23 protein-coding genes are annotated in these 26,071 nt (G+C 62.6%); 18 read left to right on the top strand and 5 right to left on the bottom strand.

Features of this window, described 5'->3' with window-relative positions; genetic code table 11:
- Window positions 1–52 precede the first annotated feature (52 nt).
- Entirely contained in the window at window positions 53–973 is a 921-nt protein-coding gene (gene tsf, locus X727_RS153490) for a translation elongation factor Ts (RefSeq protein ID WP_023684688.1), read from the top strand.
- A 33-nt stretch (window positions 974–1,006) separates the two neighbouring features.
- On the opposite strand, the gene X727_RS153495 is transcribed toward tsf, so the two are convergent.
- Window positions 1,007–1,933, bottom strand: coding sequence for a LysR family transcriptional regulator (locus X727_RS153495; RefSeq protein WP_023671024.1), 927 nt, complete (start codon window positions 1,931–1,933; stop codon window positions 1,007–1,009).
- Window positions 1,934–2,032: 99 nt separating this feature from the next.
- On the opposite strand from X727_RS153495, the gene X727_RS153500 reads away from it, so the two are divergent.
- The 13 genes from X727_RS153500 to lpxB all read left to right on the top strand — a co-directional run bounded on the left by X727_RS153500 (window position 2,033) and on the right by lpxB (window position 15,139).
- The gene (locus X727_RS153500) at window positions 2,033–2,560 is read left to right on the top strand and encodes a nuclear transport factor 2 family protein (protein ID WP_023745114.1); all 528 of its coding nucleotides are present in this window, start codon (window positions 2,033–2,035) and stop codon (window positions 2,558–2,560) included.
- Window positions 2,561–2,594: 34 nt separating this feature from the next.
- The gene (locus X727_RS153505; protein WP_023745113.1) at window positions 2,595–3,704 is read left to right on the top strand and encodes an aldo/keto reductase; all 1,110 of its coding nucleotides are present in this window, start codon (window positions 2,595–2,597) and stop codon (window positions 3,702–3,704) included.
- A gap of 149 nt (window positions 3,705–3,853) precedes the next feature.
- On the top strand, window positions 3,854–4,576 hold the full coding sequence (gene pyrH, locus X727_RS153510) for a UMP kinase (protein ID WP_023671026.1): 723 nt from the start codon (window positions 3,854–3,856) through the stop codon (window positions 4,574–4,576).
- 101 nt (window positions 4,577–4,677) lie between these two features.
- Window positions 4,678–5,232, top strand: coding sequence for a ribosome recycling factor (frr, locus tag X727_RS153515; protein WP_023671027.1), 555 nt, complete (start codon window positions 4,678–4,680; stop codon window positions 5,230–5,232).
- Entirely contained in the window at window positions 5,213–5,986 is a 774-nt protein-coding gene (locus tag X727_RS0133810; RefSeq protein WP_280790565.1) for an isoprenyl transferase, read from the top strand. Before frr ends, X727_RS0133810 begins: the two co-directional genes overlap by 20 nt.
- An 11-nt stretch (window positions 5,987–5,997) precedes the next feature.
- A complete protein-coding gene (locus X727_RS153520) occupies window positions 5,998–6,813 on the top strand; it encodes a phosphatidate cytidylyltransferase (protein WP_023696555.1) in 816 nt (271 codons plus the stop codon).
- Between the two features lie 103 nt (window positions 6,814–6,916).
- Window positions 6,917–8,059 (top strand): RIP metalloprotease RseP, encoded by a 1,143-nt coding sequence (rseP, locus tag X727_RS153525; RefSeq protein WP_023693444.1) that lies wholly within the window; start codon window positions 6,917–6,919, stop codon window positions 8,057–8,059.
- A 217-nt stretch (window positions 8,060–8,276) separates the two neighbouring features.
- Window positions 8,277–10,643 (top strand): outer membrane protein assembly factor BamA, encoded by a 2,367-nt coding sequence (gene bamA, locus X727_RS153530; protein WP_023745112.1) that lies wholly within the window; start codon window positions 8,277–8,279, stop codon window positions 10,641–10,643.
- Window positions 10,644–10,720: 77 nt separating this feature from the next.
- The gene (lpxD, locus tag X727_RS153535) at window positions 10,721–11,779 is read left to right on the top strand and encodes a UDP-3-O-(3-hydroxymyristoyl)glucosamine N-acyltransferase (RefSeq protein WP_023745111.1); all 1,059 of its coding nucleotides are present in this window, start codon (window positions 10,721–10,723) and stop codon (window positions 11,777–11,779) included.
- 1 nt (window position 11,780) lies between these two features.
- The gene (gene fabZ / locus X727_RS153540; protein WP_023684696.1) at window positions 11,781–12,233 is read left to right on the top strand and encodes a 3-hydroxyacyl-ACP dehydratase FabZ; all 453 of its coding nucleotides are present in this window, start codon (window positions 11,781–11,783) and stop codon (window positions 12,231–12,233) included.
- A 15-nt stretch (window positions 12,234–12,248) separates the two neighbouring features.
- Complete coding sequence (lpxA, locus tag X727_RS153545; protein WP_023834114.1) at window positions 12,249–13,082, top strand: acyl-ACP--UDP-N-acetylglucosamine O-acyltransferase; 834 nt, start codon at window positions 12,249–12,251, stop codon at window positions 13,080–13,082.
- Window positions 13,069–13,971: a UDP-2,3-diacylglucosamine diphosphatase LpxI gene (gene lpxI, locus X727_RS153550; protein WP_023834113.1), complete on the top strand. Its 903-nt coding sequence runs from the start codon at window positions 13,069–13,071 to the stop codon at window positions 13,969–13,971. The genes lpxA and lpxI overlap by 14 nt, the downstream gene beginning before the upstream one ends.
- On the top strand, window positions 13,961–15,139 hold the full coding sequence (gene lpxB, locus X727_RS153555; RefSeq protein WP_023834112.1) for a lipid-A-disaccharide synthase: 1,179 nt from the start codon (window positions 13,961–13,963) through the stop codon (window positions 15,137–15,139). The genes lpxI and lpxB overlap by 11 nt, the downstream gene beginning before the upstream one ends.
- A gap of 119 nt (window positions 15,140–15,258) precedes the next feature.
- Here lpxB and gltA read toward each other — a convergent pair whose 3' ends face one another.
- Both gltA and gltX read right to left on the bottom strand, forming a co-directional pair.
- Window positions 15,259–16,590 (bottom strand): citrate synthase, encoded by a 1,332-nt coding sequence (gene gltA / locus X727_RS153560; RefSeq protein WP_023671037.1) that lies wholly within the window; start codon window positions 16,588–16,590, stop codon window positions 15,259–15,261.
- A gap of 181 nt (window positions 16,591–16,771) precedes the next feature.
- Window positions 16,772–18,196 carry a glutamate--tRNA ligase gene (gene gltX, locus X727_RS153565; protein WP_023834111.1) on the bottom strand — a complete coding sequence of 475 codons (1,425 nt, stop codon included), beginning with the start codon at window positions 18,194–18,196 and terminating at the stop codon, window positions 16,772–16,774.
- 463 nt (window positions 18,197–18,659) lie between these two features.
- Between gltX and arr the strand changes: the two genes are divergently transcribed.
- The 3 genes from arr to X727_RS153580 all read left to right on the top strand — a co-directional run bounded on the left by arr (window position 18,660) and on the right by X727_RS153580 (window position 22,879).
- Window positions 18,660–19,076, top strand: coding sequence for an NAD(+)--rifampin ADP-ribosyltransferase (arr, locus tag X727_RS153570; RefSeq protein WP_023696562.1), 417 nt, complete (start codon window positions 18,660–18,662; stop codon window positions 19,074–19,076).
- Window positions 19,077–19,372: 296 nt separating this feature from the next.
- Entirely contained in the window at window positions 19,373–20,134 is a 762-nt protein-coding gene (locus X727_RS153575) for a hypothetical protein (protein WP_155923558.1), read from the top strand.
- Between the two features lie 288 nt (window positions 20,135–20,422).
- On the top strand, window positions 20,423–22,879 hold the full coding sequence (locus X727_RS153580) for a ComEC/Rec2 family competence protein (protein ID WP_023834109.1): 2,457 nt from the start codon (window positions 20,423–20,425) through the stop codon (window positions 22,877–22,879).
- Here X727_RS153580 and lexA read toward each other — a convergent pair.
- Complete coding sequence (lexA, locus tag X727_RS153585) at window positions 22,873–23,655, bottom strand: transcriptional repressor LexA (RefSeq protein ID WP_023724387.1); 783 nt, start codon at window positions 23,653–23,655, stop codon at window positions 22,873–22,875. The genes X727_RS153580 and lexA overlap by 7 nt on opposite strands.
- Window positions 23,656–23,860: 205 nt before the next feature.
- Window positions 23,861–24,625: a GntR family transcriptional regulator gene (locus X727_RS153590; RefSeq protein ID WP_023834108.1), complete on the bottom strand. Its 765-nt coding sequence runs from the start codon at window positions 24,623–24,625 to the stop codon at window positions 23,861–23,863.
- 167 nt (window positions 24,626–24,792) lie between these two features.
- On the opposite strand from X727_RS153590, the gene kynU reads away from it, so the two are divergent.
- Window positions 24,793–26,040, top strand: coding sequence for a kynureninase (kynU, locus tag X727_RS153595; RefSeq protein ID WP_023834107.1), 1,248 nt, complete (start codon window positions 24,793–24,795; stop codon window positions 26,038–26,040).
- Window positions 26,041–26,071: the final 31 nt, after the last annotated feature.

Raw genomic sequence — 26,071 nt, 5'->3', positions numbered from 1 at the left:
GCATCATCGAGTACCGGTGGTGCGTCGGTGCATTTAAAACAAAGAGGCGACAATGAGCATTTCGGCTGCACAGGTCAAAGAACTCCGCGACTTGACCGGCGCGGGCATGATGGACTGCAAGGCGGCGTTGACGGAGACCAACGGCAACATCGAAGAGGCCGTCGACTGGCTGCGCAAGAAGGGCATTTCCAAGGCCGACAAGAAGGCTGGCCGTACTGCCGCCGAAGGCCTGATCGGCGTCGACTCCGGCGTCCGCGAGGCCGCCATCGTCGAGGTTAACTCCGAGACCGATTTCGTGGCCCGCAACGAGCAGTTCCAGGAGATCGTTCGCAATGTCGCCAAGGTCGCGCTTGCTTATGGCACGACGGAGGCTGTCTCTGCCGCAAAGTATCCGGGTTCGGACAAGTCGGTCACTGACACCATCAAGGACGCCGTTGGCACCATTGGCGAGAACATGAGCTTCCGCCGTTCGGCCAAGCTCACCGTCCCGCACGGTGCTGTCGCAACCTACGTCCACAATGCGGTTGCCGATGGTCTTGGCAAGCTCGGCGTTCTGGTCGCGATCGAGACCACGGGCAATGAGCATGCCGCCAACGCCTTTGGCCGCCAGGTCGCCATGCATGTCGCCGCCACCAACCCGCTGGCGTTGACCGCCGAGCAGATCGATCCGGCAGCGGTCGAGCGCGAGAAGGCGATCTTCGCCGACCAGGCGCGCCAGTCCGGCAAGCCGGAAGCGATCATCGAAAAGATGGTCGAAGGCCGCCTGCGCAAGTTCTACGAGGAAGTCGTGCTCCTCAAGCAGGCCTTCGTGCTCAATCCCGACATCACTGTCGAGCAGGCGCTGAAGGATGCCGAGAAGGACATCGGCGCTCCGGCCAAGATCTCCGCCTATCTGCGCTTTGCGCTGGGCGAAGGCATCGAAAAGGAAGAGACCGATTTCGCGGCGGAAGTCGCGGCGGCGGTGAAGAAGTAGTTTTAAAAATAGCCCCGAAAAGGGCTTCTCAGCTCAGGCAACTCGGCCGGGTGTCCGCAAGGATGCTCGGCCAATTTCTTGTGCGGTGTCGATGAAGGCCCTGAGCTTTGGCGCCATCGACGCCCTGCGCGGGAAGTAGAGGAAGAGGCCGGGCTCCTCGATCGCCGTTTGCGGCAGGATCTGAACGAGGCGGCCGGCGGCCAATTCCGCGCGCACCAGCGGCTCGAACACATAGGTCAGCCCGACGCCGGCAAGCGCAAGGTCGATCGCGGCCAGCGAATCGGTGACGATGACCGTACCCTTCGTCTCGGCCACGACATCCTTGCCGTCCTCAGTCAGGTCCCAGCGATAGAGTGCGCCGGAGCGCACAAGCCGGTAGCCGATGCAATTGTGGTCCGAAAGATCCGCCACACCGCGCGGACGGCCATGCCGGCCGACATAGGCGGGGGAGGCGACGATCACGGCGTTGAATGGCGGCGTCAGCCGGACCGTGACCATGTCCTGTGCGATCATCTCGCCCAGCCGGATGCCGGCATCAAAACCCTCGCCGACAATGTCCACCAGCCCCTGGTCGGTGAGCAATTCGATGGTCACATCAGGATAGCGTTCAGCCATCGCGGCGGCCACGGGAGTGACGGCAAGTGGAACGGCGATGTTGGGAACGTTCAACCTGAGCAAGCCGGAGGGCCGGCCCTTGATGGCTCGGATGCGGTCCATCCGGTCGGCGATATCCTGGAGGGCAGGGGCTGCCGTGTCCACCAGCGCCTTGCCGGCTTCCGTCAGCGAGACGCTGCGCGTGGTGCGCGCAAACAGCGGCTGGCCGATCCGCTCCTCCACGAGGCGCACCGCATGGCTGACGGCGGATGGGGACATGCCCAGTTCTGCCGCAGCTAGCGCAAAGCCGCCGCGTCGGGCAACGGCGACGATGACAGGCAAATGACTGAGCAGATCCCGATCCATTCATGCATGATATCGCATAGTCCTTGCGAACACTTCAATCTTCTCGATGCCGACAGGCTGACCCATATTGCCATCACCGATGCACAAAGGAGAAGAGAGATGGATGCCTTGAAACACGCTACCTTCGCCGCAGGCCTTGCCCTAGCGCCGGTCGATGCCGGCGGCGCCGAGCCGTCCGGTTGGCGCGCGCTCGCCGACGAACGCGCCGTCATCCGCATCGCCGATGCCATCGACCGTGCCGTCGATGCGCAGGACTGGAAGCTTGCCCGCTCCTATTTCGCCGACCGTGTCACCGTCGACTTCAGCAGCCTGTCAGTACAGCCTGCCGCCACCATCCCCTCCGACAATCTGATCGGTACCTGGGCCGGCAACCTCAGGGGCAGCAAGACCAGCCTGCATCTGCGCACCAATCACCAGGTGATCTTTGAGGCGGACGCGGCGACCGTCTCTTCGAACGGCTATGCCTGGAACCGGATGGAAGGCAATGGCGACCCGCTGTGGGAAGTCTGGGGCACCTACGAGCACCATCTGGTTCGCTCCGGGACCGGCTGGAAAGTCGACGGCTTCGTTTTCCGCGCCACGCATGAGCGCGGCAATCCCTGGGTCAAGATGACGCCTGGCCAGTGAGCCGGCGTCAAGAAATCAGGATAGGAAAAACACCATGACCATGAGCTATTACACACTGGGCAACAGCGGCCTGCGCGTCAGCCGGCTGGCACTGGGCACCATGACCTTTGGCACCGAATGGGGCTGGGGCGCGGACAGGGAAACCGCGCGCGCCATGGCCGACGCCTATGTCGAGGCCGGCGGCAATTTCTTCGACACCGCCGACCTCTACACCGGCGGCACAGCCGAAACCTGGCTCGGCGAATTCATCGCCGAGCGAGGCTTGCGCGACAGAGCGGTGATCGCCACGAAATTCACCTTCAACGCGGAGCCCGGCAATCCGAACGCCGGTGGCAATGGCCGCAAGAACATCTTGCGCGCCGTGGATGCCTCGCTGAAGCGGTTGGGCACTGACTATATCGACCTCTACCTCCTCCATGTCTGGGACGGGCTGACGCCGGCCGAGGAGGTCATGCGCACGATGGATGATCTCGTGCGTGCGGGCAAAATTCGCCATGTCGGCCTGTCCGATGTGCCGGCCTGGTATGCTGCCCGCGCGCAGACGATCGCCGAGTGGCGCGGCTACGAGCCGGTGTCGGCCCTGCAGCTTGAATATTCGCTGGCGGAGCGTTCGATCGAAAATGAGTTCGTGCCCTTCGGCACCCGCCATGGCGCAGGAATCATGGTGTGGAGCCCGCTGGCCAGCGGGCTGCTCAGCGGCAAGTACCGGCCGACGCAGGAAGGCCATGCCGGCCGGCTCGACGGCTTTCGCAACACCACTCATCCGGGGTTCCAGAAGTTCACCGAGCGCAACTGGGCGATCGTGGCGGAGCTCGAAAAAGTTGCCGCCGAACTCGGACGCAGCATGGCGCAGGTCGCGCTCAACTGGGTGGCAACGCAACCGGGCATCGCCACCGTGATTCTTGGCGCCACCAAGCTGGCGCAGTTGCAGGACAATCTGGCGGCGTTGGATTTCACTTTACCCGCCGAGCTTCGCGCGCGGCTGGATACGGTCAGCAAGACACCGCCGCCATTCCCGTACGCCTATTTCGGTTCCGACATACAAGCCCGGGTTACCGGCGGCGCCGTGACCGGCGACAAGCCGTTGGGTTATGCGCCGCCGCTGCTGGTCGAGGGCGACGCCGTCAGCATCACCAGCAACTGACGGGCCGCGACGGAAGGCGGAATTGGGCGAGGGGCGCCGCGTGACATCGCGGCGCCCTTCGTGTATCGGAACTCGGCATCGCGCCAGCGGCGGCGCCCGCGCGAGGGCGGCCTGCCCAGGCTGCCACACGCAACAATGACGAGGTCCAGATGACGGCAAAGCCCCTCTATCGACGTGTCCTGCTGAAAGCGTCGGGCGAAGCGTTGATGGGCGAGCAGCATTTCGGCATCGATGTCTCGGTGGTCGACCGAATCGCCGCCGACATCGCCGAAGCCCGCGCACTTGGCATCGAGGTCGGCGTCGTCATTGGCGGCGGCAATATCTTTCGCGGCGTGGCGGTGGCATCCAAGGGCGGCGACCGCGTCACCGGCGACCACATGGGCATGCTGGCCACCGTCATCAACTCGCTGGCGCTGCGCACCTCGCTGAACAAAATCGGCGTCGATGCCGTCGTGCTGTCGGCCATCGCCATGCCCGAACTTTGCGAGAGTTTTTCCCAGCGCCAGGCCACCGCCTATATGAACCAGGGCAAGGTCGTCATTTTCGCCGGCGGCACCGGCAATCCGTTCTTCACCACCGATTCGGCCGCGGCCTTGCGCGCCGCCGAGATCGGCGCCGACGCGTTGTTCAAGGGCACCCAGGTCGACGGCGTCTATTCGGCCGATCCCAAGAAGGATCCGAATGCGACCCGCTTCGAGCGCATCAGCCATGCCGAAGTCATCAACAAGGGCCTTTCGATCATGGATACCGCCGCAATTGCACTTGCGCGCGAAAACAACATCCCGATAATCGTCTATTCGATCCACGAAAAAGGTGGTTTCGGCGATATTCTGCGGGGCGGCGGCCGTTGCACGATCGTCGCCGACGAGTGACCCGGAGTATACTCTCCTAAAAAGGGGATCAGTTTTCGAAAGCGGGTCCGAATATAGGCCCTAAGCAGTGAACCCGGATCAAACGGGTCGAGGAGACTAAGATGAGTGGTGAGTTCGACGACCTCAAGCGGCGCATGGATGGCGCGATCGCCGCCTTCAAGCACGATCTGGCTTCGCTGCGCACCGGCCGTGCCTCCAGCAATCTGCTCGACGCCATCCAGGTCCAGGCCTACGGCACCACCATGCCCATCAACCAGGTGGCGAACGTGTCGGTGCCGGAGCCGCGCATGATCTCGGTTTCGGTATGGGACAAGTCGATGGTCGGCGCGGTCGACCGTGCCATCAGAGAATCCAATCTCGGCTTCAATCCGATCGTCGACGGCACCAATCTCAGAATTCCGCTGCCCGAGCTCAACGAGCAGCGCCGCAAGGAACTGGTCAAGATTTCGCATGGCTACGCCGAGAACGCCCGCGTTGCGGTGCGCCATGTCCGTCGCGACGGCATGGACTTCTTGAAGAAGGCGGAAAAGGACGGCGACATCAGCGAGGACGATCAGCGCAAGCGCTCCGATCAGGTCCAGAAGCTGACCGACGAAACGATCAGCACCATCGATCACCTGCTTTCCGATAAGGAAGCTGAAATCATGCAGGTCTAGGGTCGGCCCACACCGGCCCGAAAGCGAGACAATGGCAACGCCCGCGCATGTCGCGATCATCATGGATGGAAACGGACGCTGGGCCAAGGCGCGCGGCATGCCGCGGCTTGCCGGCCATCGCGCCGGCGTCGAAGCGCTGCGCAAGACGGTGCGCGCCGCGCCCGGTCTCGGCATTTCCTTCCTGACCGTCTACGCCTTTTCGTCGGAAAACTGGTCGCGGCCCAAGGCCGAAGTCAGCGACCTGATGGGGCTTTTGAAGCTGTTCATCCGCCGCGATCTGGCCGAACTGCACCAGAACGGCGTGCGCGTCAGGATCATCGGTGACAGGGCGGGGCTGCAGCCGGACATCAGGGGCCTGCTCGAAGAGGCCGAATCGCTGACTGCGCGCAATGAATCGCTGACCTTGGTCATCGCCTTCAACTATGGCGGGCGCGACGAGATCGTGCGCACGGCACGCAAGCTCGCAGCCGCAGTGGCGCGCGGCGAGATCGACGCAGAGGCGATCACGGCAGACACTTTTGCCGGCGCCCTCGACACCGCAGGCATTCCCGATCCGGAGCTGGTCATCCGCACCAGTGGCGAGCTTCGGCTGTCGAACTTCCTTCTGTGGCAGGCAGCCTACAGCGAACTGGTTTTTCTGCCTTGCTACTGGCCTGACTTCAGCCGCGAACACCTGGCCGACGCATTGCGCGATTTTGCTGGCCGCGAGCGCCGTTTTGGCGGGCTTGCCGCTCAAGATGTCGCTGCCTCGTGATCGGCGGCGGGATGAACAATCTTCAGCTTCGCATCGTCTCGGCGCTGGTGCTGGCCGCAATAGCGCTTGGCCTGACCTGGTTGGGAGGGCTGTGGTTCCGCCTGCTTTGCGCCGGGATATCGGCGGTCATCTTCTATGAATGGGCGCGCATGTCGCGCCCCTTGGCCGGTGCGACCCTCGGCTTCATTCCCGAAGCGCTGCTTCTGGTTTTCGTCGTCGCCCTGGTTGCAGGCGTGCCGGCATCGTGGCTTCTGTCTCTTGTCCTGGCCATGGTTGTGGTCGCTGCTGTCGGCGCCCGTATGCGTGGAGCGGCGCAATGGGATGCAGCCGGTCTTGCCTACGCGGCTTTGTCCGGCTTATCGCTGGCGCTGCTGCGCGGCGGCGACCATCCCGGCCTGGTCGCAATCCTGTTTCTGTTCGCCGTGGTCTGGGCGACCGACATCTTCGCCTATTTCGTCGGCCGCTCCGTCGGTGGGCCCAAGCTCGCGCCATCTATATCCCCCGGCAAGACGCAGAGCGGCGCGCTTGGCGGCGCTGTCGGCGGCGTGGCCGCCGGCGTGCTTCTGGCTGCCGCCGCCGGGGCCGGCAATCTTGGCGTCCTCGCCTTGGTTGCGCTGGTGCTGTCGATTGTTGCCCAGGCTGGCGATCTCTTCGAATCCTGGGTCAAGCGCCGCCACGGCCGCAAGGATTCAAGCGCGTTGATACCCGGGCATGGCGGTGTCATGGACAGGGTGGACGGGCTTGTCGCGGCGGCTTTTGCCCTATACGTGATCGGCTGGATTTCGGCGGGCGCCGATCATCCGGCGCAGGGGCTGTTTCCGGCTTGAGTGATATTTCACGGCGAAGAAATGGCGCACGCCACGGATTCGCCTGGATTGATGTCACAGTCGCGGCGACACCTTTCGCCGCGGGTGAATTTGAGGGCATGACTTGAACGAAATTCTTCACGCGTTTTTCAGCACGGAAGGCTTTGTCCTCGGCACGCTGGTGCCGTTTCTGTTCGTGCTGACCGTGGTCGTCTTCATTCACGAAATGGGCCATTACCTGGTCGGCCGCTGGTGCGGCATTGGCGTGAAGGCCTTTTCGATCGGCTTCGGCCCCGAACTTCTCGGCTTCAACGACAGCCACGGCACGCGCTGGAAGCTCTGCGCCATACCGCTCGGCGGTTATGTCAAATTCGTCGGCGACATGAGCGCCACGTCGAGCCAGCCGAGTTCGGAAGATCTGGAAACGCTGACTGACGCTGAACGCAAGGTCGCCTTCCACACGCAACCCATCTGGAAACGCGCCGCCACGGTGGTGGCCGGACCGCTGTTCAACTTCCTTTTGACCATTGCCGTCTTTGCCGTGCTGTTTTCCCTCTATGGCCGCCCTGTGTTTGAGCCGATGGTGGCGGCGGTCACCGCCGGCAGTCCAGCCGCAAGGGCCGGCATTTTGCCAGGCGACCGATTCGTCGCCGTCGACGGCAGCAAGGTTGAGACCTTCGCCGACGTCCAGCGCCTAGTTTCGGGCCGCGGCGGCGACGCCATCACCTTCACCATGTTGCGCGACGGCAAGGAGGTCACGGTCGTCGCGACGCCGGAGCCAATGGAGCAGCTGGACGCACTGGGCAACAAGGTCAAGGTGGCCGTCATCGGCGTCGTCAACAACAAGGATGTCGGCCAGCCCAGGCTGATCACCTACAGCCCTGTCGGAGCAGTCGGCGCCGCGGTCGAGGAGACGGGGCACGTCATTCAGCGCACCGGCCAGTTCCTGCAGCGATTCGTTGTCGGCCGCGAAGACAAATGCCAGCTGGGCGGCCCGATCAAGATCGCCAAGATGTCGGGGCAGGCGGCAAAGCTGGGCTTCCTATGGCTGGTGCAACTCGTCGCCGGCCTGTCGGTCGGGATCGGAATTCTGAACCTTTTGCCGATTCCCCCCCTCGACGGCGGCCATCTCCTGTTCTACGCACTCGAAGCCGTTTTCCGGCGTCCGGTATCGGAGCGGATGATGGAAATGGGATACCGGGCCGGCCTCTTTCTGGTGCTGGGATTTATGGGCTTCGTCTTCTGGAACGATCTGTTTGGGTGCTGAAATCATGAAGAAATTTGGCTTCAGCACCGGCAATGTTGAGACGCCGTTTACCATGCACGGGGGTATGCGTGACGCGAAAGCCACGCATCAGGGTTAAGTAATTACAAATTAACCAGAAGCCTTGCGTGTAGGGAAAATCCGGTTAATACGGTAGGAGAAATTACCGCACGTCCGGTTTTCTCGCCGTGGGGACTTCGAGAAAAGGTACAAAAGCCCGATGAAGGCAGCATCCAAATTTTTGAGCGCCGCGTCCGCGGTGGCTATGTCCGCCGCTCTGGTTGTACCAGGTGCGCTCGCCGTGCAGTTCGTTGCCACATCTGCGGCGCAGGCAGCCGTTGTCTCGAGAGTCGAGGTCAGCGGCAACCAGCGTGTCGACGCCGACACCATCCGCAACTACATCACGATCAAGCCGGGCAAGGCGTTTTCCAGCGCCGATATCGACGATGCGGTCAAGGCGCTGTTCGGCACCGGGCTGTTCTCGGACGTGCAGATCAATCAGGTCGGTTCGACGCTGGTAGTCAAGGTTGCCGAATACCAGGTCGTCAACCAGGTTCTGTTCCAGGGCAACAAGAAGCTCAAGGACAACGCGCTGGCAGTCGCCGTGCAGTTGAAGCCGCGCGGGACGTTCTCGCAGGCAACGCTGGACTCCGATGTCGAGGCGGTAAAGGCTGCCTACAGGCGAATTGGCCGGGATGACGCCGCTGTCACGACGCAGATCATGGATCTCGGCGACAACCGCGTGAACGTGGTCTTCAACATCAACGAAGGCGGCCGCACCAAGATCGCCGCTGTCAATTTCGTCGGCAACAGCGCCTATTCGAGCCGCCGCCTGTCCGACGTCATCGCAACCAAGCGCTCGAGCTTCTTGTCCTTCGTGCTGCGTGACGACGTCTATGACGAGGACAAGCTCCGCGCCGACCAGGAATCGCTGCGCCGCTTCTATTACAATCACGGCTATGCCGACTTCCAGGTGGTCTCAGCCGTCGGCGAGCTCGACGACACGACCAACCAGTACACCGTTACCATCACCGTCCAGGAAGGCGACCGCTATACGTTCGGCGACGTCAGCGTCGAGAGCACCATTCCCGAAGTCGACTCGAAGGCGCTGGAATCGGTGGTTCAGACCCACAAGGGCGACGTCTACAACGCCAAGAATGTCGAGGACACCATCATCGCGCTGACCGAAAAGGTCGCGGGTTCGGGCTATGCCTTCGCCCAGGTGACGCCGCGCGGCGATCGCAACTTCGAGAACCACACCATTTCGGTCGTGTATACGATCGACCAGGGCACCAAGGCGTATATCGAGCGCATCGAAATCCGCGGCAACGACCGCACACGCGACTATGTCATTCGTCGTGAGTTCGATGTCAGCGAAGGCGACGCCTTCAACCAGGTACTCATCCAGCGCGCGAAGAAGCGGCTGGAAAAGCTAGATTACTTTGAGAAAGTCGACGTTTCGACTGTCCCGGGTTCTGAGCCAGACCAGGTCGTGCTCGTGGTCGACGTGGTCGAGAAATCGACCGGCGAGTTCTCGGTTGGCGCAGGTTATTCGACAGGTGGCGACACTGCCGGTCCGTCTGTCGAAGGTTCGGTCGCAGAGCGCAACTTCCTCGGTCGCGGCCAGTACATCAAGGTTTCGGCGGGTGGCGGCAAGAATTCGCGGGACTACAGCCTGTCCTTCACCGAACCCTATTTCCTGGGGCGCCGTATCGCCGCCGGCTTCGATATCTTCCAGCAGACCCGCAACTACGACCACTATGACAGCGAGACGCTGGGTGCGACGGTGCGCTTCGGCCTGCCGATCACCGACAACATCTCGACGCAGTTGGCGTACAATATCGCCCAGGAGAAGTACAAGCTCGACGACGGTTGCTTGACTGCCGGCGTTTATGACCCGGCAAAATGTGACGTCTCCAATGCGATCCTGGAGGGGATTGAGGATAGCCCGTGGATCAAGTCTTCGGTCAGCTTGGGACTGGTCTACAACACCATCGACGATATGAAGAGCCCGCATGAAGGCATCTACGCCACCACGACTGTGGAAGTGGCGGGCCTTGGTGGCGATGCCAAGTTCGTCAAGGTTACCGGTCGTGGCACTGTCTACCAGACGCTGTCAGAACAGCTGGATCTGGTCGGCCTGATTTCGGGCGGTGCTGGTCATATTGCGAGCTACGGCAATGACGGCTTGCGAATCTTCGATCAGTTCCAGAGCAGCGACCGCATGATCCGCGGCTTCGAGTATGGTGGCATTGGCCCTGTGGACCTCAACACAGGTGACCACCTCGGCGGAACCACCTATTTCAATGCGTCGGCGGAAGCTCAGTTCCCGATACCGGTCATTCCGGAAAGCTTTGGTGTGCGCGGCGCCGTGTTTGCCGATGCCGCAACGCTGTATGGCAGCAAGATTAACACTCCTTTGGTCAATCAGGGGTCAGTCGACTTGGAACTGCGCGCCTCGGTTGGTGTCGGCTTGTTGTGGTCATCGCCTTTCGGCCCGATCCGCATTGACTACGCGATGCCCGTCAAGAAGGAAAAGACCGACGACGTGCAGGAATTCAACTTCGGCATGTCGAGCCGCTTCTGATCTTGCGGTAACGATGCTTCCGGGCCGTTGGGGTCCGGAAGAGAATTGATCCGACCTAGCTGGATATTGCTTCTGGAATGACCGATCCGGTGTTCTTCGCGCCATCACGCCGGTATACGGCCGGCGAAGTCGCGAATCTGACCGGCGCATCGCTTGTCGATTCCGATCTTGCCCACATATCGATCGATGCGTTGGCGCCAGCCAACGAAGGCGGCGAGGGTGCGCTCGTCTTCGTCGACGGCAAGCGCAATTTCGCGCTGATGCAGTCGCTGAAGGCGGCGGCCGTGTTTTGTCCCGCCGAGTTCGCGGGCAAGGCGCCGGCCGGCATCGCGGTTCTGGTGCATCCGCGCCCGCAGCAGGCCTTCGCCATGATCGGCCGGCTGCTGTTCCCGACAGCGGCTACGCCGGGGCCGATGACCAGCGAAACCGGGGTCTCGCCGCAAGCTCATGTCGATGCCACGGCGCGTATCGAGGCAGGCGCGATCATCGAAGCCGGAGCGGTCATCGGCCCCCGTGCTTCCATAGGCAGCGGAACAGTCATTGCCCCCCACGCCGTAATCGGTCCCTCCTGCCAGATCGGCCGTGACGGCTACATTGGGCCGGGTGTCAGTGTTCAGTATGCGCTGATCGGCAACCGCGTCATCATTCATGGCGGCGCCAGGATAGGCCAGGACGGCTTCGGCTTTGTCGGCGGCGCCAAAGGCCCTGAGCGTGTGCCGCAGGTCGGCCGCGTCATCATCCAGGACGATGTCGAAATCGGCTCGAACACGACCGTCGATCGCGGCGCCATGTCGGATACGGTCATCGGTCAGGGCACCAAGATCGACAATCTGGTGCAGATCGCCCATAACGTTCGCATCGGCCGCAATTGCATTATTGCCGGGCTCTCTGGTATTTCCGGCTCCGTCACCGTCGGTGATGGTGTCACCATGGGCGGCGGCGTTGGCCTTGCCGATCATTTGACCATCGGATCAGGGGCCAAGCTTGCTGCAAGAAGCGGGTTCATGAGCAACGTGCCGGCGGGCGAGATCTGGGGAGGCTATCCGGCGCAGCCGATGGCGGAAGCCATGCGCGAGATCGCCATGCTGAGGAAGCTCGCCAGGACGCGCAAGCAGGGCGAAGGGGGAAGTAGCTGAGATGGTGCCGGCGACGCTCGAAGCGGTCGATATATTGGGGTTGATGAAGCTTTTACCGCATCGCTATCCCTTCCTGATGATCGATCGCATCATCGAAATCGACGGCAATGATTCTGCCATCGGTATCAAGAACGTGACCATCAATGAGCCGCATTTTCAGGGCCATTTCCCGGATCAGCCGGTGATGCCGGGCGTGCTCATCGTCGAGGCCATGGCGCAGACGGCCGGCGCGATCTGCATCCGTAACCTCAACACGGAAAAGCCGTCGCTGGTCTATTTCCTGACCATCGATAATGCGAAATTCCGCAAACCGGTCGTCCCGGGCGACCAGTTGAAAATCCACGTCAAGAAAATCAAGATGCGCGGCAACCTGCTCAAATTCGCCTGCGAGGCCATGGTGGAGGGCACAAAGGCCGCCGAAGCCGAGATCTCGGCAATGATGGTTACCGGCTGACGGTTCGAAATGCTCATGAAAATACAGACTTCAATCCACCCCTCGGCCGTCATCGAGGCCGGCGCGCAGATCGGCGAAGGCGCCGCAATAGGACCTTTCTGCTATGTCGGCGCTGACGCCGTGATCGGTGACCGCGTCGAACTGGTCAGCCATGTCTCGGTGCTGGGCGCGACAACCATTGGCGCCGCGACCAAAGTCTATCCAATGGCGACACTGGGCGGACCGCCGCAGAACACCAAGCACAAGGGCGGCCGCACCACTTTGGTCATCGGCCAGAACTGCACGATCCGCGAAGGCGTGACCATGCATCTCGGCACCGATTCCAGCCGCGGCGAGACGACCGTCGGCGACAACGGCAATTTCCTTGCCTATGCCCACATTGCCCATGATTGCGTCGTCGGTAAATACGCCACCTTCGCCAATGGCGCGACCCTGGGCGGCCATTGCGAGGTCGGTGACAGCGTCTATATTGGCGGCCTCAGCGCCGTTCATCAGTTCGTGCGTGTTGGTGACAACGCCTTTCTCGGCGGCTGCTCGGCTTTTGTCGGCGATGTCATTCCCTACGCCATTGCGGTGGGCAATCGCGCCAGCCTGCGTGGACTCAACATCATCGGCCTGAAGCGCGCCGGGTTGCCGCGCGCCGAAATCTACCTGCTGCGCAAGGCTTACAAGACCATCTTCGACCGCTCCCGCACTGTCGGCGAGAACATCGAATTCGCCAAGGCCGAGTTTGCGTCGTCGCCGACGGCCATGAAAATCATCGATTTCATCACCAGTCGCGGCAAGCGGCATTTTGCCGTCCCGTCGCTTAAGGGTGGCGACGGCGACGATGCCGATGACGAAGGCTGAGGCCACTTCAACGGGCCTCGATCTTGCGCCGGACGCCAGGGTCGGCATCATTGCCGGCGGCGGTAGCTTGCCGGTCGAAGTTGCCGCCGGCCTGGCGGAGGCCGGACATCCGCCCGTCATCATCCTGGTCGAAGGTCAGGCCGACCGTCAGTCCGACCTCACAATCTATGAGCATGAAAGGCTTGCGCTGGAAGACATCGGCTCGCTGGTTGCGTTGCTGAGGCGCCGGCGGATCACCCATCTTGTGCTTGCCGGCGAGATCAGGCGCAGGCCGCGGTTGGTCGACATGCGTCCGAACCTTGGGCTACTGGCACTTATACCCTCGCTCGCCATGGCGCTTGCCCGCGGCGATGACGGGCTGTTGAAGATATTGACCCGCGGCCTGGAGGCACGGGGCGTCAAGGTTGTCGGTGCGCATGAAGTCGTGCCCCGGCTCGTCGCGGCCGAAGGGCCGCTGACCAAAGCAGTGCCGCGAAAGTCCGACTGGCGCGATATCGAGGCGGCACACGCGGCGGCAAAGGCCATCGGCGCGCTCGACATTGGTCAGGCGGCAATTGCCATCGGTGGCCGCACTGTTGCCCTGGAAGGCGTCGAGGGCACCCACGGACTGCTCGAGCGGACGCAGCAGTTGCGCGGCCATGGCAGGCTGGCCGGCAAGACGCGCGGTGTCCTGGTCAAATGCGCCAAGCCTGGCCAGGAATTGCGTGCCGATCTGCCATCTATTGGCCCCCGGACCGTCGAGGCGGCGCATGCCGCGGGGCTCGCCGGCATTGCCGTCGAAGCCGGCCGTTCGCTCATCCTCGAAGGCCCCGCCGTTGTCGCGCGCGCCAATGCGCTCGGCCTGTTCGTGTTCGGCCTGCCGGCTGCGGAGTCTGTCCATGGCAGCTGAGAAGCCGCTGAAGATTGCCATCGTCGCCGGCGAAGAATCCGGCGACCTGCTGGGCGCCGACATCGTGCAGGCGCTGAAGCGCATGACCGGGCGCGAGGTGCAACTCGTCGGCACTGGCGGGCGGCACCTGCAGGCGCTCGGACTGGCGCCGCTGTTCGACGGCGCCGAGATCGCGCTGATGGGGCTCAGCGCCATCCTGCGTGACTTGCCGCGCCTGATGCGGCGGATCAGCCAGACGGCAAGTGCTGTCGCCGCCGAAAAACCCGACTGTCTGATCACCATCGACAGCCCCGATTTCTCGCTGCGCGTCGCCAAAAAGATCCGCGCCGCCGATCCGTCGATCCCGATCGTCCACTATGTCTGCCCGAGCGTCTGGGCGTGGCGGCCGGGTAGGGCGGCCGCGATGAAGCCCTATGTCGACCACATACTGTGCATCCTGCCTTTCGAGGTAAAGGAGCTCAGCCGTCTCGGCGGCCCGCCCGGCACTTACGTCGGACATCGCCTCACGCATGATCCAGGCGTGCTGGGCGCGGCCAGGGCGCAAGCCCAGCCGCGCGATCTCTCTGCCGATCACATCAAGACGCTGCTCGTCCTGCCAGGGTCGCGGCGCGGCGAGGTGAGCCGGCTTATCGGTCCGTTCGGCGAGACGGTGTCGGCGCTGCGCGCGCGTGGCCACCGGCTGCGGCTGTTGCTGCCGACGGTGCCGCATGTCGCCGAACTGGTCAAAACATCGGTGGCGCGCTGGGATCAGGAGCCGGAAGTCATCCTCGATCCCGAGCGCAAGTGGCAGGCCTTCGGCAAGGCCGATGCGGCGCTGATCGCGTCTGGAACGGTGTCACTGGAACTGGCGATGTCGGGTGTCCCGATGATCTCTTGCTACAAGTTCGATCCGATCATGCTGATGGCGCAGAGCCTGATCACGGTGTGGAGCGCTGCTTTGCCCAACCTTATTGCCGACCGGCCGGTCGTGCCGGAAAGCTACAACCAGTACGTGCGGCCGCACTATCTGGCGCGGCAGCTCGAGGCACTGTTCTCAGACACCGCCTACCGCGCCTGGCAAAAGGACGGCTTTGGCGAGGTTGCCAGACGCATGGCCACCGACAGGCCCTCCGGCGACATCGCCGCCGATGTCGTTCTTCGCCACATCGGGAGAGCGAATAGGGCTTAGCGAGTGAATAGTGAATAGTGAATAGGATTAACGCACTCTCGACTATAATCAAGCTGCTACTTACTACCTGCTACTTACTACCTGCTATTCACTACTTACCATTCACCATTCACTCTCTTTCACCTTTTCGCAATCGGCACGTAGTCGCGTTCCGGGGCGCCGGTATAGAGCTGGCGCGGGCGGCCGATCTTCTGGTGCGGGTCCTCGATCATTTCCTTCCACTGCGCGATCCAGCCGACGGTGCGCGCGACCGCGAACAGCACGGTGAACATGGTGGTGGGGAAGCCCAGCGCCTTCAGCGTGATGCCGGAATAGAAATCGACGTTCGGATAGAGCTTCTTTTCGATGAAGTAGGAATCGGTCAGCGCGATCTTTTCCAGCTCCATGGCGATGTCGAGCAGCGGATCGTCCTTGATGCCGAGTTCGCCGAGCACCTCATGCGCCGTCTTCTGCATGATTTTCGCACGAGGATCGTAGTTCTTGTAGACGCGATGGCCGAAGCCCATCAGCCGGAACGGATCGTTCTTGTCCTTGGCGCGGGCGATGAATTCCGGGATGTGGTCGACATGGCCGATTTCTCCCAGCATGTTGAGCGCCGCCTCATTGGCGCCGCCATGCGCCGGGCCCCACAGGCAGGCGATGCCGGCGGCGATGCAGGCGAACGGATTGGCGCCCGACGAGCCTGCAAGCCGCACCGTCGAGGTCGAGGCGTTCTGCTCGTGGTCGGCATGCAGGATGAAGATGCGCTCCATGGCGCGCGCCAGCACCGGATTGATCTTGTATTCCTCGCACGGAACCGCAAAGCACATATGCAGGAAGTTGGCGGCGAAGTTCAGCTCGTTCTTCGGGTAAATGAAGGGCTGGCCGATATGGTATTTGTAGGCCATGGCCGCAATCGTCGGCATCTTGGCAATCAGCCGCATCGAGGCGACCATGCGCTGATACGGGTCCGAAATGTCGGTGGAGTCGTGATAGAAGGCCGACAGCGCGCCGACCACGCCGCACATCACAGCCATCGGATGCGCGTCGCGGCGGAAGCCGGTGAAGAAGCGCGACATCTGCTCGTGCACCATGGTGTGGCGCGTCACCCGGTAGTCGAAATCGTCCTTCTGTGCCTTGGTCGGCAGTTCGCCGTAGAGCAGGAGGTAGCAGACTTCGAGGAAGTCGCCATGCTCGGCCAGCTGGTCGATGGGATAGCCGCGGTGAAGCAGGATGCCGGCATCGCCGTCGATGAAGGTTATCGCCGACTCGCAGCTCGCCGTCGAAGTGAAGCCGGGATCGTAGGTGAAGGCGCCGGTGGTGTTGTAGAGCGCACCGATGTCGATGACGTCGGGCCCGACCGACCCGCTTCGCACCTTGAATTCATGCGTCTTGCCGGCCAGTTCGAGCGTGGCAGTCGACGGGTGCGTCGTCTTGCTGCCGGTTTCCAGTCTTGTCGCAGCTTCGCTCATTCTCAAACTCCTTCATGTTCCTCATGCCGGCAAGGCAATTCCTGCAAACGACACGTCGAAATCACCGGAATGCGCGAACTCGCCACCGCATTTTGGGAGGTGCGTGCCTGATTGGGCCAAGGTCTAATGTTGCACTGCGAAACCCGCCTTTCAATGCCAATCTTTTTGGGCCAGCTCGCTCCTAATCGATTTGATCCGCAATCCGCGCCAGGCTTTCCTCGCGGCCAAGCACGGCAAGCACGTCGAACACGCCGGGCGAGGTGCTACGGCCGGTAAGGGCCGCCCGGAGCGGTTGGGCCACGGCGCCGAGCTTGTGGCCGCCGGCCGCTGCGAACTCGCGCACCGCGGCTTCAGCCGCGGCAGCCGACCAATCGCCCGAAACAGTCTGCAAAGCGGCATGTGCGCCGCGCAGGATCGCGCGCGCGTCGGCACTGAGCAGTGCTGCCGCCTTCTCGTCGATCGGCAGCGGCCGCTCGACTAACAGGAAGGCCGCGCCATCGGCCAGTTCCACCAGCGTCTTGGCGCGCTCTTTCAGGCCCGGCAAGGCGGCCAGCAGCTGCGCCTTCCTGGCGTCGTCGAGACGGGCGGCGATAGCAGATCCGCCTTCGAGGTATGGCAGAGTGGCGACGAAAATATCGAACAGCTCGGTATCGGCCATCTTGCGCATATGCGCGCCGTTGATTGACTCGAGCTTGGCGAAGTCGAAGCGCGCCGCACCCTTGTTGACATCGCCGATGTCGAACCACGAAATCATGTCCTTGATCGACATGATCTCGTCGTCGCCATGGCTCCAGCCGAGCCTTGCCAGATAGTTGAGCAGTGCCTCGGGCAGATAGCCCATGGCGCGATAAGCCTCGACACCAAGTGCGCCGTGCCGCTTCGACAGCTTGGCGCCGTCGGCGCCGTGGATCAGCGGGATATGCGACATCGACGGCACGTCCCAGCCCATCGCGTTGTAGATCACCGTCTGGCGCGCGGCGTTGGTCAGATGGTCGTCGCCACGGATGATGTGGGTGACGCCCATGTCATGGTCGTCGACGACGACGGCATGCATGTAGGTCGGGTTGCCGTCCGAGCGCAGGATGATGAAATCGTCGAGGTCCTTGTTGGGGAAGCGCACCTCGCCCTGCACACGGTCGTGCACCACGGTTTCGCCCTCGGTCGGCGCCTTGATGCGGATGGCGCCCTTGACGCCGGGAGGCGCCTCTGAGGGGGCACGGTCCCGCCACGCGCCATTGTAGCGAGGCGGCAGGCCCTTGGCGCGTGCGGCCTCGCGCATCGCCTCGAGCTCGGCAGGCGTCTCGTAGCTGTAATAGGCCTTGCCCAGGCGCACCAGCTCCTCGGCCACCTCACGGTGGCGCGGCGCGCGCTCGAACTGCGATATGGCCTCACCGTCCCAGGAAAGGCCCAGCCAGGTCAGCCCATCCAGAATGGCCTGTGTCGCCGCCTCGTTGAAGCGTTCGCGGTCGGTGTCCTCGATGCGCAGCACCATCGTGCCGCCGGTGTGCTTGGCGTACAGCCAGTTGAACAGCGCCGTGCGCGCGCCGCCGATATGCAGATAGCCGGTGGGCGAGGGGGCAAAACGGGTGACGACCGTGTCGGACATGGAATTCTCGGGAACCTTGGAAAGCGGGGCGTGATCGCGCGGACTTTCGCGCTTTGCGCGTTCATGTAGCATAGGGGGTCTGGGGCGCAAGGGGCAGACCCGATGGCTGGACGTGGCCGGGGCACGTCGGCAATTATCGGTTGCGTCAACTGGCGCTGGAGCCTTGTAGCACAAAATCTGTTCGCACCCTCCGCGCAACCTCGTTTGGCAGCAGCGTCAATGTCTGGGTTTCATTCGGCTGCAGCGTCCGTCACAGTGCCTGGAACATCGCTGCGACGGTGATAGCCCCCTCTGACGAGCGGACATTTCTTCACGGATGCGGCACTGCCCGACTACAACGCCGCCGTGACAGCGTTGGCTTGGTCACTCATATTGACCTTTCTGCAATCATTATCGTGAACACCGCAACTGTGTGCAGTCCGGTCTCGCCACTAAGGAAGCATGATTGAAAGAAGGACTACCGATGACCAGAAACGCTGACCATACGGAGGGTGATCCGTTCTACCATGGCACCCGGGCGGATTTGAAACCCGGGGATCTGCTGAGCGTCGGCCACCCTTCCAATTTCAGAGGTAAACCACTGTCATGGATCTATTTCACCCAGACACTGGAAGCCGCCATCTGGGGAGCAGAGCTTGCAACGGGTGACGGTCGTCAAAGGATTTACATCGTAAAGCCGACGGGGTTTTTCATGGATGACCCTAACCTGACCGATAAAAAATTTCCCGGTAATCCGACGAAATCCTACCGCTCCCGTGATCCGTTACTCATCCTGGGGGAGCTCGCTGAATGGCAGGGTCATACACCCGAACAATTGAAGGCAATGCACGATGGGCTTGCTCGCCTGAGGGCGGAGGGCCGGGATATGATTGAGGATTGAGCGTCCTTGGCGAGTGATGGTCAATTCCGGCGCGGTGGACGCGACCGCACGGACTTTCGCGCTTTGCGCGTTCATGTAGCATAGGAGGTCTGGGGCGCAAGGGGCAGACCCGATGGCTGGACGTGGCCGGGGCACGAAGGNTTCATGTAGCATAGGAGGTCTGGGGCGCAAGGGGCAGACCCGATGGCTGGACGTGGCCGGGGCACGAAGGCACCGTGAATTCAGCTAAAGCCTGTAGCTCCGTGCAACGGCATTTGGCAGAGACCACAGCAAGGGAATTGGTCATTGGGGGTGAGATGAGTGAAGTGTCAGAAACGCCAAGGAAGGCAAAAGGCTCGCGCTGGGTGGCCGGCGGTTGGATCGTGACGGGAATCTACGTTCTGCTTGTCGCTTGGGCGCTGGCGTCGGGAGGCTATGTTGAGTTCAAGACGCCACTTAGCCTGAATGATTTCGCGGCTGTGCTGACCGGCGTTTTCGCCCCTCCTGCGTTTCTATGGCTGGCCGTGGCCACCATGGTGCAATCGGGAGAACTCGCCCTACAGCGTGAGGAGCTACAACTTACCCGGCAGGAATTTGTCCAAAGCAGAGAGGTCGCTAAGGAGCAAGCTCTGGAGGCCAAAAATCAGGCGCACTTCATTGAAGTTCAAACTGGCATCTTTGCGAGTGACGCAGCGGATCGTCATCTCGATGCAATGCTGCAAAGCTTAGTCGAACTTTTGCTCCAGAAATTCCAAAACCCTATGGTGGTGCGAGCGTCCAACGGCGACACTCAGCAAATCAGGGGCCTCGCCTCTGGAGATGTCCACACTCTCGGCGGTATGGTCGATAGCGTGCGCGGATCGACGTCTGATCTCCGCAAGATGCTCATGGTCTACCCGGATGCCAAAGTCTACATACTTCCTGGCCCGTTGAAAGCGCTTAAAAGCACAATTGGCGAGCTAAGGGCACATATCCCGGGCGTCTCTGCTGCTAGAAGGGCGGTCCTCGCCGCCTCCAATTTTCGCGGCTTCCTTCACGACGCGGACTACATTCTCAGTGTTTCGTTCACAGGAACGTGACAACTGAGCGCCGGGTTGTCGGTGTGTTCATGCTTGAGGAGGACTTACGGCGCGCCTTGCTGCAGGACTTTCGAGAGGAGTGAAAGCGCGGTGGGTTTGATTCTAACGCAAGACGCACGGACTTTCGCGCTTTGCGCGTTCATGTAGCATAGGAGGTCTGGGGCGCAAGGGGCAGACCCGATGGCTGGACGTGGCCGGGGCACGAAGGCACNGGGCGTGATCGCGCGGACTTTCGCGCTTTGCGCGTTCATGTAGCATAGGAGGTCTGGGGCGCAAGGGGCAGACCCGATGGCTGGACGTGGCCGGGGCACGAAGGAAGGCGAAGGCGCCGAGGCAAGCGTCAGCGAACGCTCGCTGTTTGCCGATAGTCCCTATGCCGAGCCGCTGCCCCTCGCGCTGCCTGAGCCTCATCCCGGCGTCGCGCCTGCGCTACCCGGTCACCCGTTGCCGGCGCAAGTCACAGCGCCCGGATCTATCGCCCGTCTGCGCAGACGGCTTCGCCGTCCGTCATGGCCCGCGCTCCGCCGCAGCCTTGCCGTGGCCGCCAACACGGAGCTCGACCGGGGCGTCGCCTTCCTGCTGGTGCCGGTTTTCCTGGCGGCCGGCGTCATCATTTATTTCTCGCTGGCCGGCGAGCCCGGCTTTGCGCAGCCAATCGCCATTGTGGTGCTGGCGACATGTTGCGCTGTCGCCACGCGATCGCGGCCGAGGACGCATCTGTTCTGCATGGCCGCGATGCTGTGCGCGCTCGGCGTCGTCGCCGCCAAAGTCGAGACCTGGCGCGCCGGAACGCAGATGCTCGGCTCCGACATCCAGACACGGCTGACCGGCCGCGTCGTCAGTCTCGAACAGATGGAAAGCGGCCGCATCAGGCTGACGCTCGACGTGGTTTCGACCGCTTACCCCGAGTTGCGCTACGCCCCGGAGCGGGTCAGGCTCTCGGCGCGGACCGTTCCCGCCGATATGACCGCCGGCTCCCTGATCGCCGGCTATGCCAGGCTGTTGCCGCCGACCGGTCCGGTGCGGCCGGAGAGCTACGATTTCTCCTTCGACAGCTATTTCACCGGTATCGGCGGCAGCGGCTTCTTTCTCGGCAATCCGAAAACCATTGCTACGCAGGGACCGCCGCCGCTGACCGCGCGGCTCTCCTCGGCAATCGAGAACGCGCGCGAAAACATTGCCGACCATATCAGGGGCAAGATCGGCGGCGCCGAAGGCGAGATTGCCGCGGCGTTGATTGTCGGGGTGCGCGCTGGCATCCCGAACGAGGTCAACGAAGCGATGCGGCGCACCGGCATCTACCACATCATCTCCATCTCCGGCCTGCACATGGCGCTGGTTGCCGGCACCATCATGGCGTTGCTGCGTGGCGCCTTTGCGCTGTTTCCCGATTTCTCTTCGCGCCGGCCGGTGAAGAAATATGCGGCCGCGGCAGCGCTTGTCTCGATCGCCGCCTATCTCGTTATTTCAGGCGTCGTGGTTGCCGCCGAGCGCAGCTTCATCATGCTGGCGGTCATGCTTGTCGCCGTGCTGTTTGATCGCGCCGCACTCACCATGCGCAATCTGGCGATCTCCGCCATCGCCGTCATCCTGGTGTCGCCGCACGAGGTGGTCGGTCCCAGCTTCCAGATGTCGTTTGCCGCCACCGCCGCCCTTGTCGGCGCCTATGCCGGCTGGGCCGATTACCGCGCCGACAAGGTGAGAACGCCGCCGGCAAAGCGCTCCTTCGTCGGCTTCCTGTCGCGAAAGTTCGCGCTGGCCATGGGCGGCCTCGCCATGACCTCGATCATCGCCGGCAGTGCAACCTTGCTGTTCGCCATCTGGCATTTTCAGCGTGTGTCGCCGCTCAGCCTGATCGCCAATCTGGCCGTGATGCCGATTGTTTCGTTGATCGTCATGCCCTTTGCCGTGCTCAGCGCACTGGCGATGCCGTTCGGCGCCGACGGGCCGTTCCTCTATGTGATGGGCAAGGGTCTGATGGCGATGATCGCTATATCGGCCTGGATTTCCGAGCGCTCGCCGGTCGACGCCGTCGGGCTGATCTCCATCCGCTCGGTGCTGTTGGTGGCGGTCGCCCTCGTCATCGCCACCATGGCCACCACCTGGCTCAGGTTGGCGGCCGTGCCTTTCGCGCTGGCCGGCCTGTTGACGGTGCCGCAGGTGCTTACGCCCGACGTGCTCATATCCGAGGATGCGCATCTGGTGGCCATGCCGATCGGTGGCGGCGAACTCGCCCTCAACCGCGAACGCTCCAACGAATTCACCACGGACAATTGGAAACGGGCGCTGCGGGCCGAAACCATTATCCCACCTGAGATTTTCGAGGCAACAGATACGCGGTTCGATCTCGATCCGCTCGATCTGCCGCCCGGCTCGCCCTTCTATTGCACCGGCGATCTCTGTATCGCCCGGCACCCTTCCGGAGCCATTGTAGCGCTTGCGAAAGACCGCAAGACGGCGCGGCCGGCCTGTGCCTTCGCGAGCCTGATCGTCATCGATGACGCCACCGCCTACAATCCGTGCCGCGACCCGCTGGTGCTGGTCGTGACTAAGAAACAGCTGGCCCGCGACGGCAGCGCCGCCGTCTTCTTCGATCCGCAATCGGCAGCGGCAGCGCCAACCATCCGCTTCGCCGTCGACAAGCCGTATCGCCCCTGGCACGAGCAACGCCGCTTCTCCCGCGAAGCGCGCGGCCTGCCGCCTTACAACCAGCGTGAAAAGTACAAACCCAAGCCGGCTCAGTAGCGCCGGATCAATCCGACAAGCTTGCCCTGCACCTTCACCCTGTCCGGTCCAAAAATGCGGGTCTCGTAGGCCGGGTTGGCGGCTTCCAGGGCGATCGAGGCGCCCTTGCGGCGGAAGCGTTTCAGGGTCGCTTCCTCATCGTCGACCAACGCCACCACGATCTCGCCGGGGCTGGCTGTGTCGGCATTGCGGATGATGACCGTGTCGCCATCGAAAATGCCGGCCTCGATCATCGAATCGCCCTTAACCTCGAGCGCGTAGTGTTCGCCGCCCATGATCATGTCGGGCGGCACCGAGATCGAATGGGTCTGATGCTGGATGGCGTCGATCGGCACGCCGGCGGCGATGCGTCCCATAACCGGGATTGAAATCGCGGAAACGGCATCGTCATTGCCGGCCGACATCGAACGCGACGGCGAGCCCGGCTTGATCTGGCGGCCGAGACCGCCTTGGCCCATCGCGCCTTGTCCCTGGCCGCCTTGCCCTTGGCCGGTTTGACCAAGACTGCCCTGAATGACGCTCGGCGAAAACTTCCTCGCCGCATTGAGGCCTGGTGCGATCGAGTCGGGTAGCCGCAGCACTTCCAGCGCGCGCGCCCGGTTCGGCAGCCGGCGAATGAAACCGCGCTCCTCAAGCGCTGTGATCAGTCGGTGGATGCCGGACTTGGAGGCGAGGTCGAGCGCTTCCTTCATCTCGTCGAAGGACGGCGGGATTCCGCTCTCCTTCAGGCGTTCATGGATGAACATCAGAAGCTCATGTTGTTTGCGCGTCAGCATCGCGGCCCCCAAGGGTTCTGAAACCAGAATCGGAAAAAACAAACCCAGAACAAACACTATCTGTTCCAGTTGTGTTCCGCAACCTTTTAAAGTTTAATGAATGTGTTGACGTTTTGTTCAGCGTAACGTTCGGCGCTGCGAGCGCCGCCTGCGCCCAGTTGCCAGCAACGGGGTGAAACGAAGACAAAGTGCCCTGCGTCGTCGGTTACGATCGCCGCTTCCCTTTCGGACGGGGCTGCGCAGCATCCGCGCCGGGTTCGCTCTGGGCATAGACCTGCAGCGTGGAGCCGATGTGAGCGGTCATCAGAGTTTTCGCACGTTCGACGTCGCGATCGAGGGCCGCTTCCATCAGGGCGGTATGGTGTTCGATCGCCACGGCGTCGCGCAGGGCCGCCACGGCCTTCCGGTGCCCATCCGTGCGGCCGGCGGCGGCGCGCAGCGTGGGGGCCAGACCCAGAAAGCGGTGATGGCGATGCAATTGGTCGGAAATCGTTGCATTGAAGCGCAGCAGCCAGCTGGATGTCGCGGCACTGAGCAGCGCCGCATGGAAGGCATCGTGTTTTTCGTACCACGCGTCGACCGCATCATCCGATGGATCGTCGAGAACAGACCCGCACCGTGAGAGACGATAGTGGGCGGCAACGACCGCGTCTTCCCACTCACGGTCGCCTTTCTCGATCGATTCCACCAGCAGGGGCAGTTCGACCACCAGCCGCGCACGCGCCAGATCCTCGAGCTCCGCCCGAGAGACGGGAGCGACCGCAAACCCGCGGTTGCTGATGGCGGTCACAAGCCGTTCCGCCTCCAGCCGCGACAGCGCTTCGCGCAACGGCGTCCAGCCGATGCCGTAGGTGTTGCGCAACGTGCTCAGCTTCAACGGCGCGGCAGGCGCCAGCCGGGTCGCAAGAATATCGCGCCTGAGCAGGCGATAGGCCACTTCCGTCTTCGAGGTCTGCTCGTCATCCAGCATCGTGATCCATCAGTCATAAACGCTCGGCGGATCATTATATATCAAAGCCTTTCAATGGGTGAATTATATATAATGTTTGACAGTTCAAGGGCGACCACTCAAGATCGCCGGCATGTTTGGGCGGCAGGCTCCGCCGCGCGCGTTTGTCCATGGAGGGGCGCCGGATCATGAGCACGACACCCGATCTCGCTACAATCGAAGCAATGGATGCCGCCGATCCGCTGCGCTCCATGCGCGAACGCTTTGTCTTGCCGCAAGGCGTAATTTATCTCGACGGCAATTCGCTGGGTGCCGCGTCACCAGCCGTCTTCAGCGAATTGCAGCAGGCCGCCACGCAGGAATGGGCGCACGACCTCATTCGCGCCTGGAACACCGCTGGCTGGTTCAACATGCCGGTGGAACTGGGAGATCAGCTCGGACGACTGATCGGCGCGGCTGACGGGCAGACGGTGGTCTGCGACACAACCTCGATCAACATCTACAAGTTGCTGCACGCCGCGCTCGGCATGCGGCCGAATCGGTCGGTCATCGTTGCCGAGGGCGACAGTTTCCCGACCGACCTCTACATGGCCGAAGGCGTCGCCTCGACCCGGCCGGGAACGCGGCTGCGGCTGGAGGGCGTCGACGCGGCCGCAATCGAGGACCTGATCGACGACAGCGTTGCCGTCATCCTGGTCAACCACGTCAACTACAAATCCGGCCAGTTGCGCGACATGGCGGCGCTGACGCGCAAGGCACATGACGCCGGCGCGCTGATCATCTGGGATCTCTGCCACACCGCCGGCGCCTTGCCGGTCGAACTCGACCGTGCCAATGCCGATTTCGCCGTCGGCTGCACCTACAAATACCTCAATGGCGGCCCGGGCTCGCCAGCCTTCATCTACGCGGCCGAGCGCCACCATGACGATGCCCACCAGCCGCTCAGCGGCTGGTGGGGCCATGCGCGGCCCTTTGCCTTCGAGCAGGGCTTTGCCGTCGGCAGCGGCATTCGCCGCTTCCTGTGCGGAACGCAGCCGGTGCTGTCGATGCGGGCGCTCAAGGGCGCGCTCGATATCTGGAACGACATCGATATGGCGGCGGTGCGCAGAAAAAGCATCGCGCTGACCGACCTGTTTATCCAGCTCGTCGAAGCCAGATGCGGCGCCTACGGGCTTGAACTGGAAAGTCCTCGCGACGGCAGCCAGCGCGGCAGCCAGGTGTCGTTCCTCCATCCGCATGGCTATCAGGTGATGCGCGCGCTGATCGAGCGCGGCGTGATCGGCGATTTCCGGGCGCCGTCGACCATCCGTTTCGGCTTCACGCCGCTCTATGTCGGATATGGCGATGTCTGGCAGGCGGTCGAAGTCCTGGAGGATATTCTGCGCACCGGCGCCTGGCAGGACGCCCGCTTCGCGGTGAAGACCGCGGTTACGTGAGAAAATAGAGCAATTTCAGGAAAAGTGTGAA

The organism is Mesorhizobium sp. L103C105A0, from assembly GCF_000502215.1.
In the GTDB taxonomy this organism is placed as follows: domain Bacteria; phylum Pseudomonadota; class Alphaproteobacteria; order Rhizobiales; family Rhizobiaceae; genus Mesorhizobium.
The sequence above is the reverse complement of the archived record's forward strand: the minus strand, read 5'-3'. Positions and strand labels throughout refer to the sequence as shown.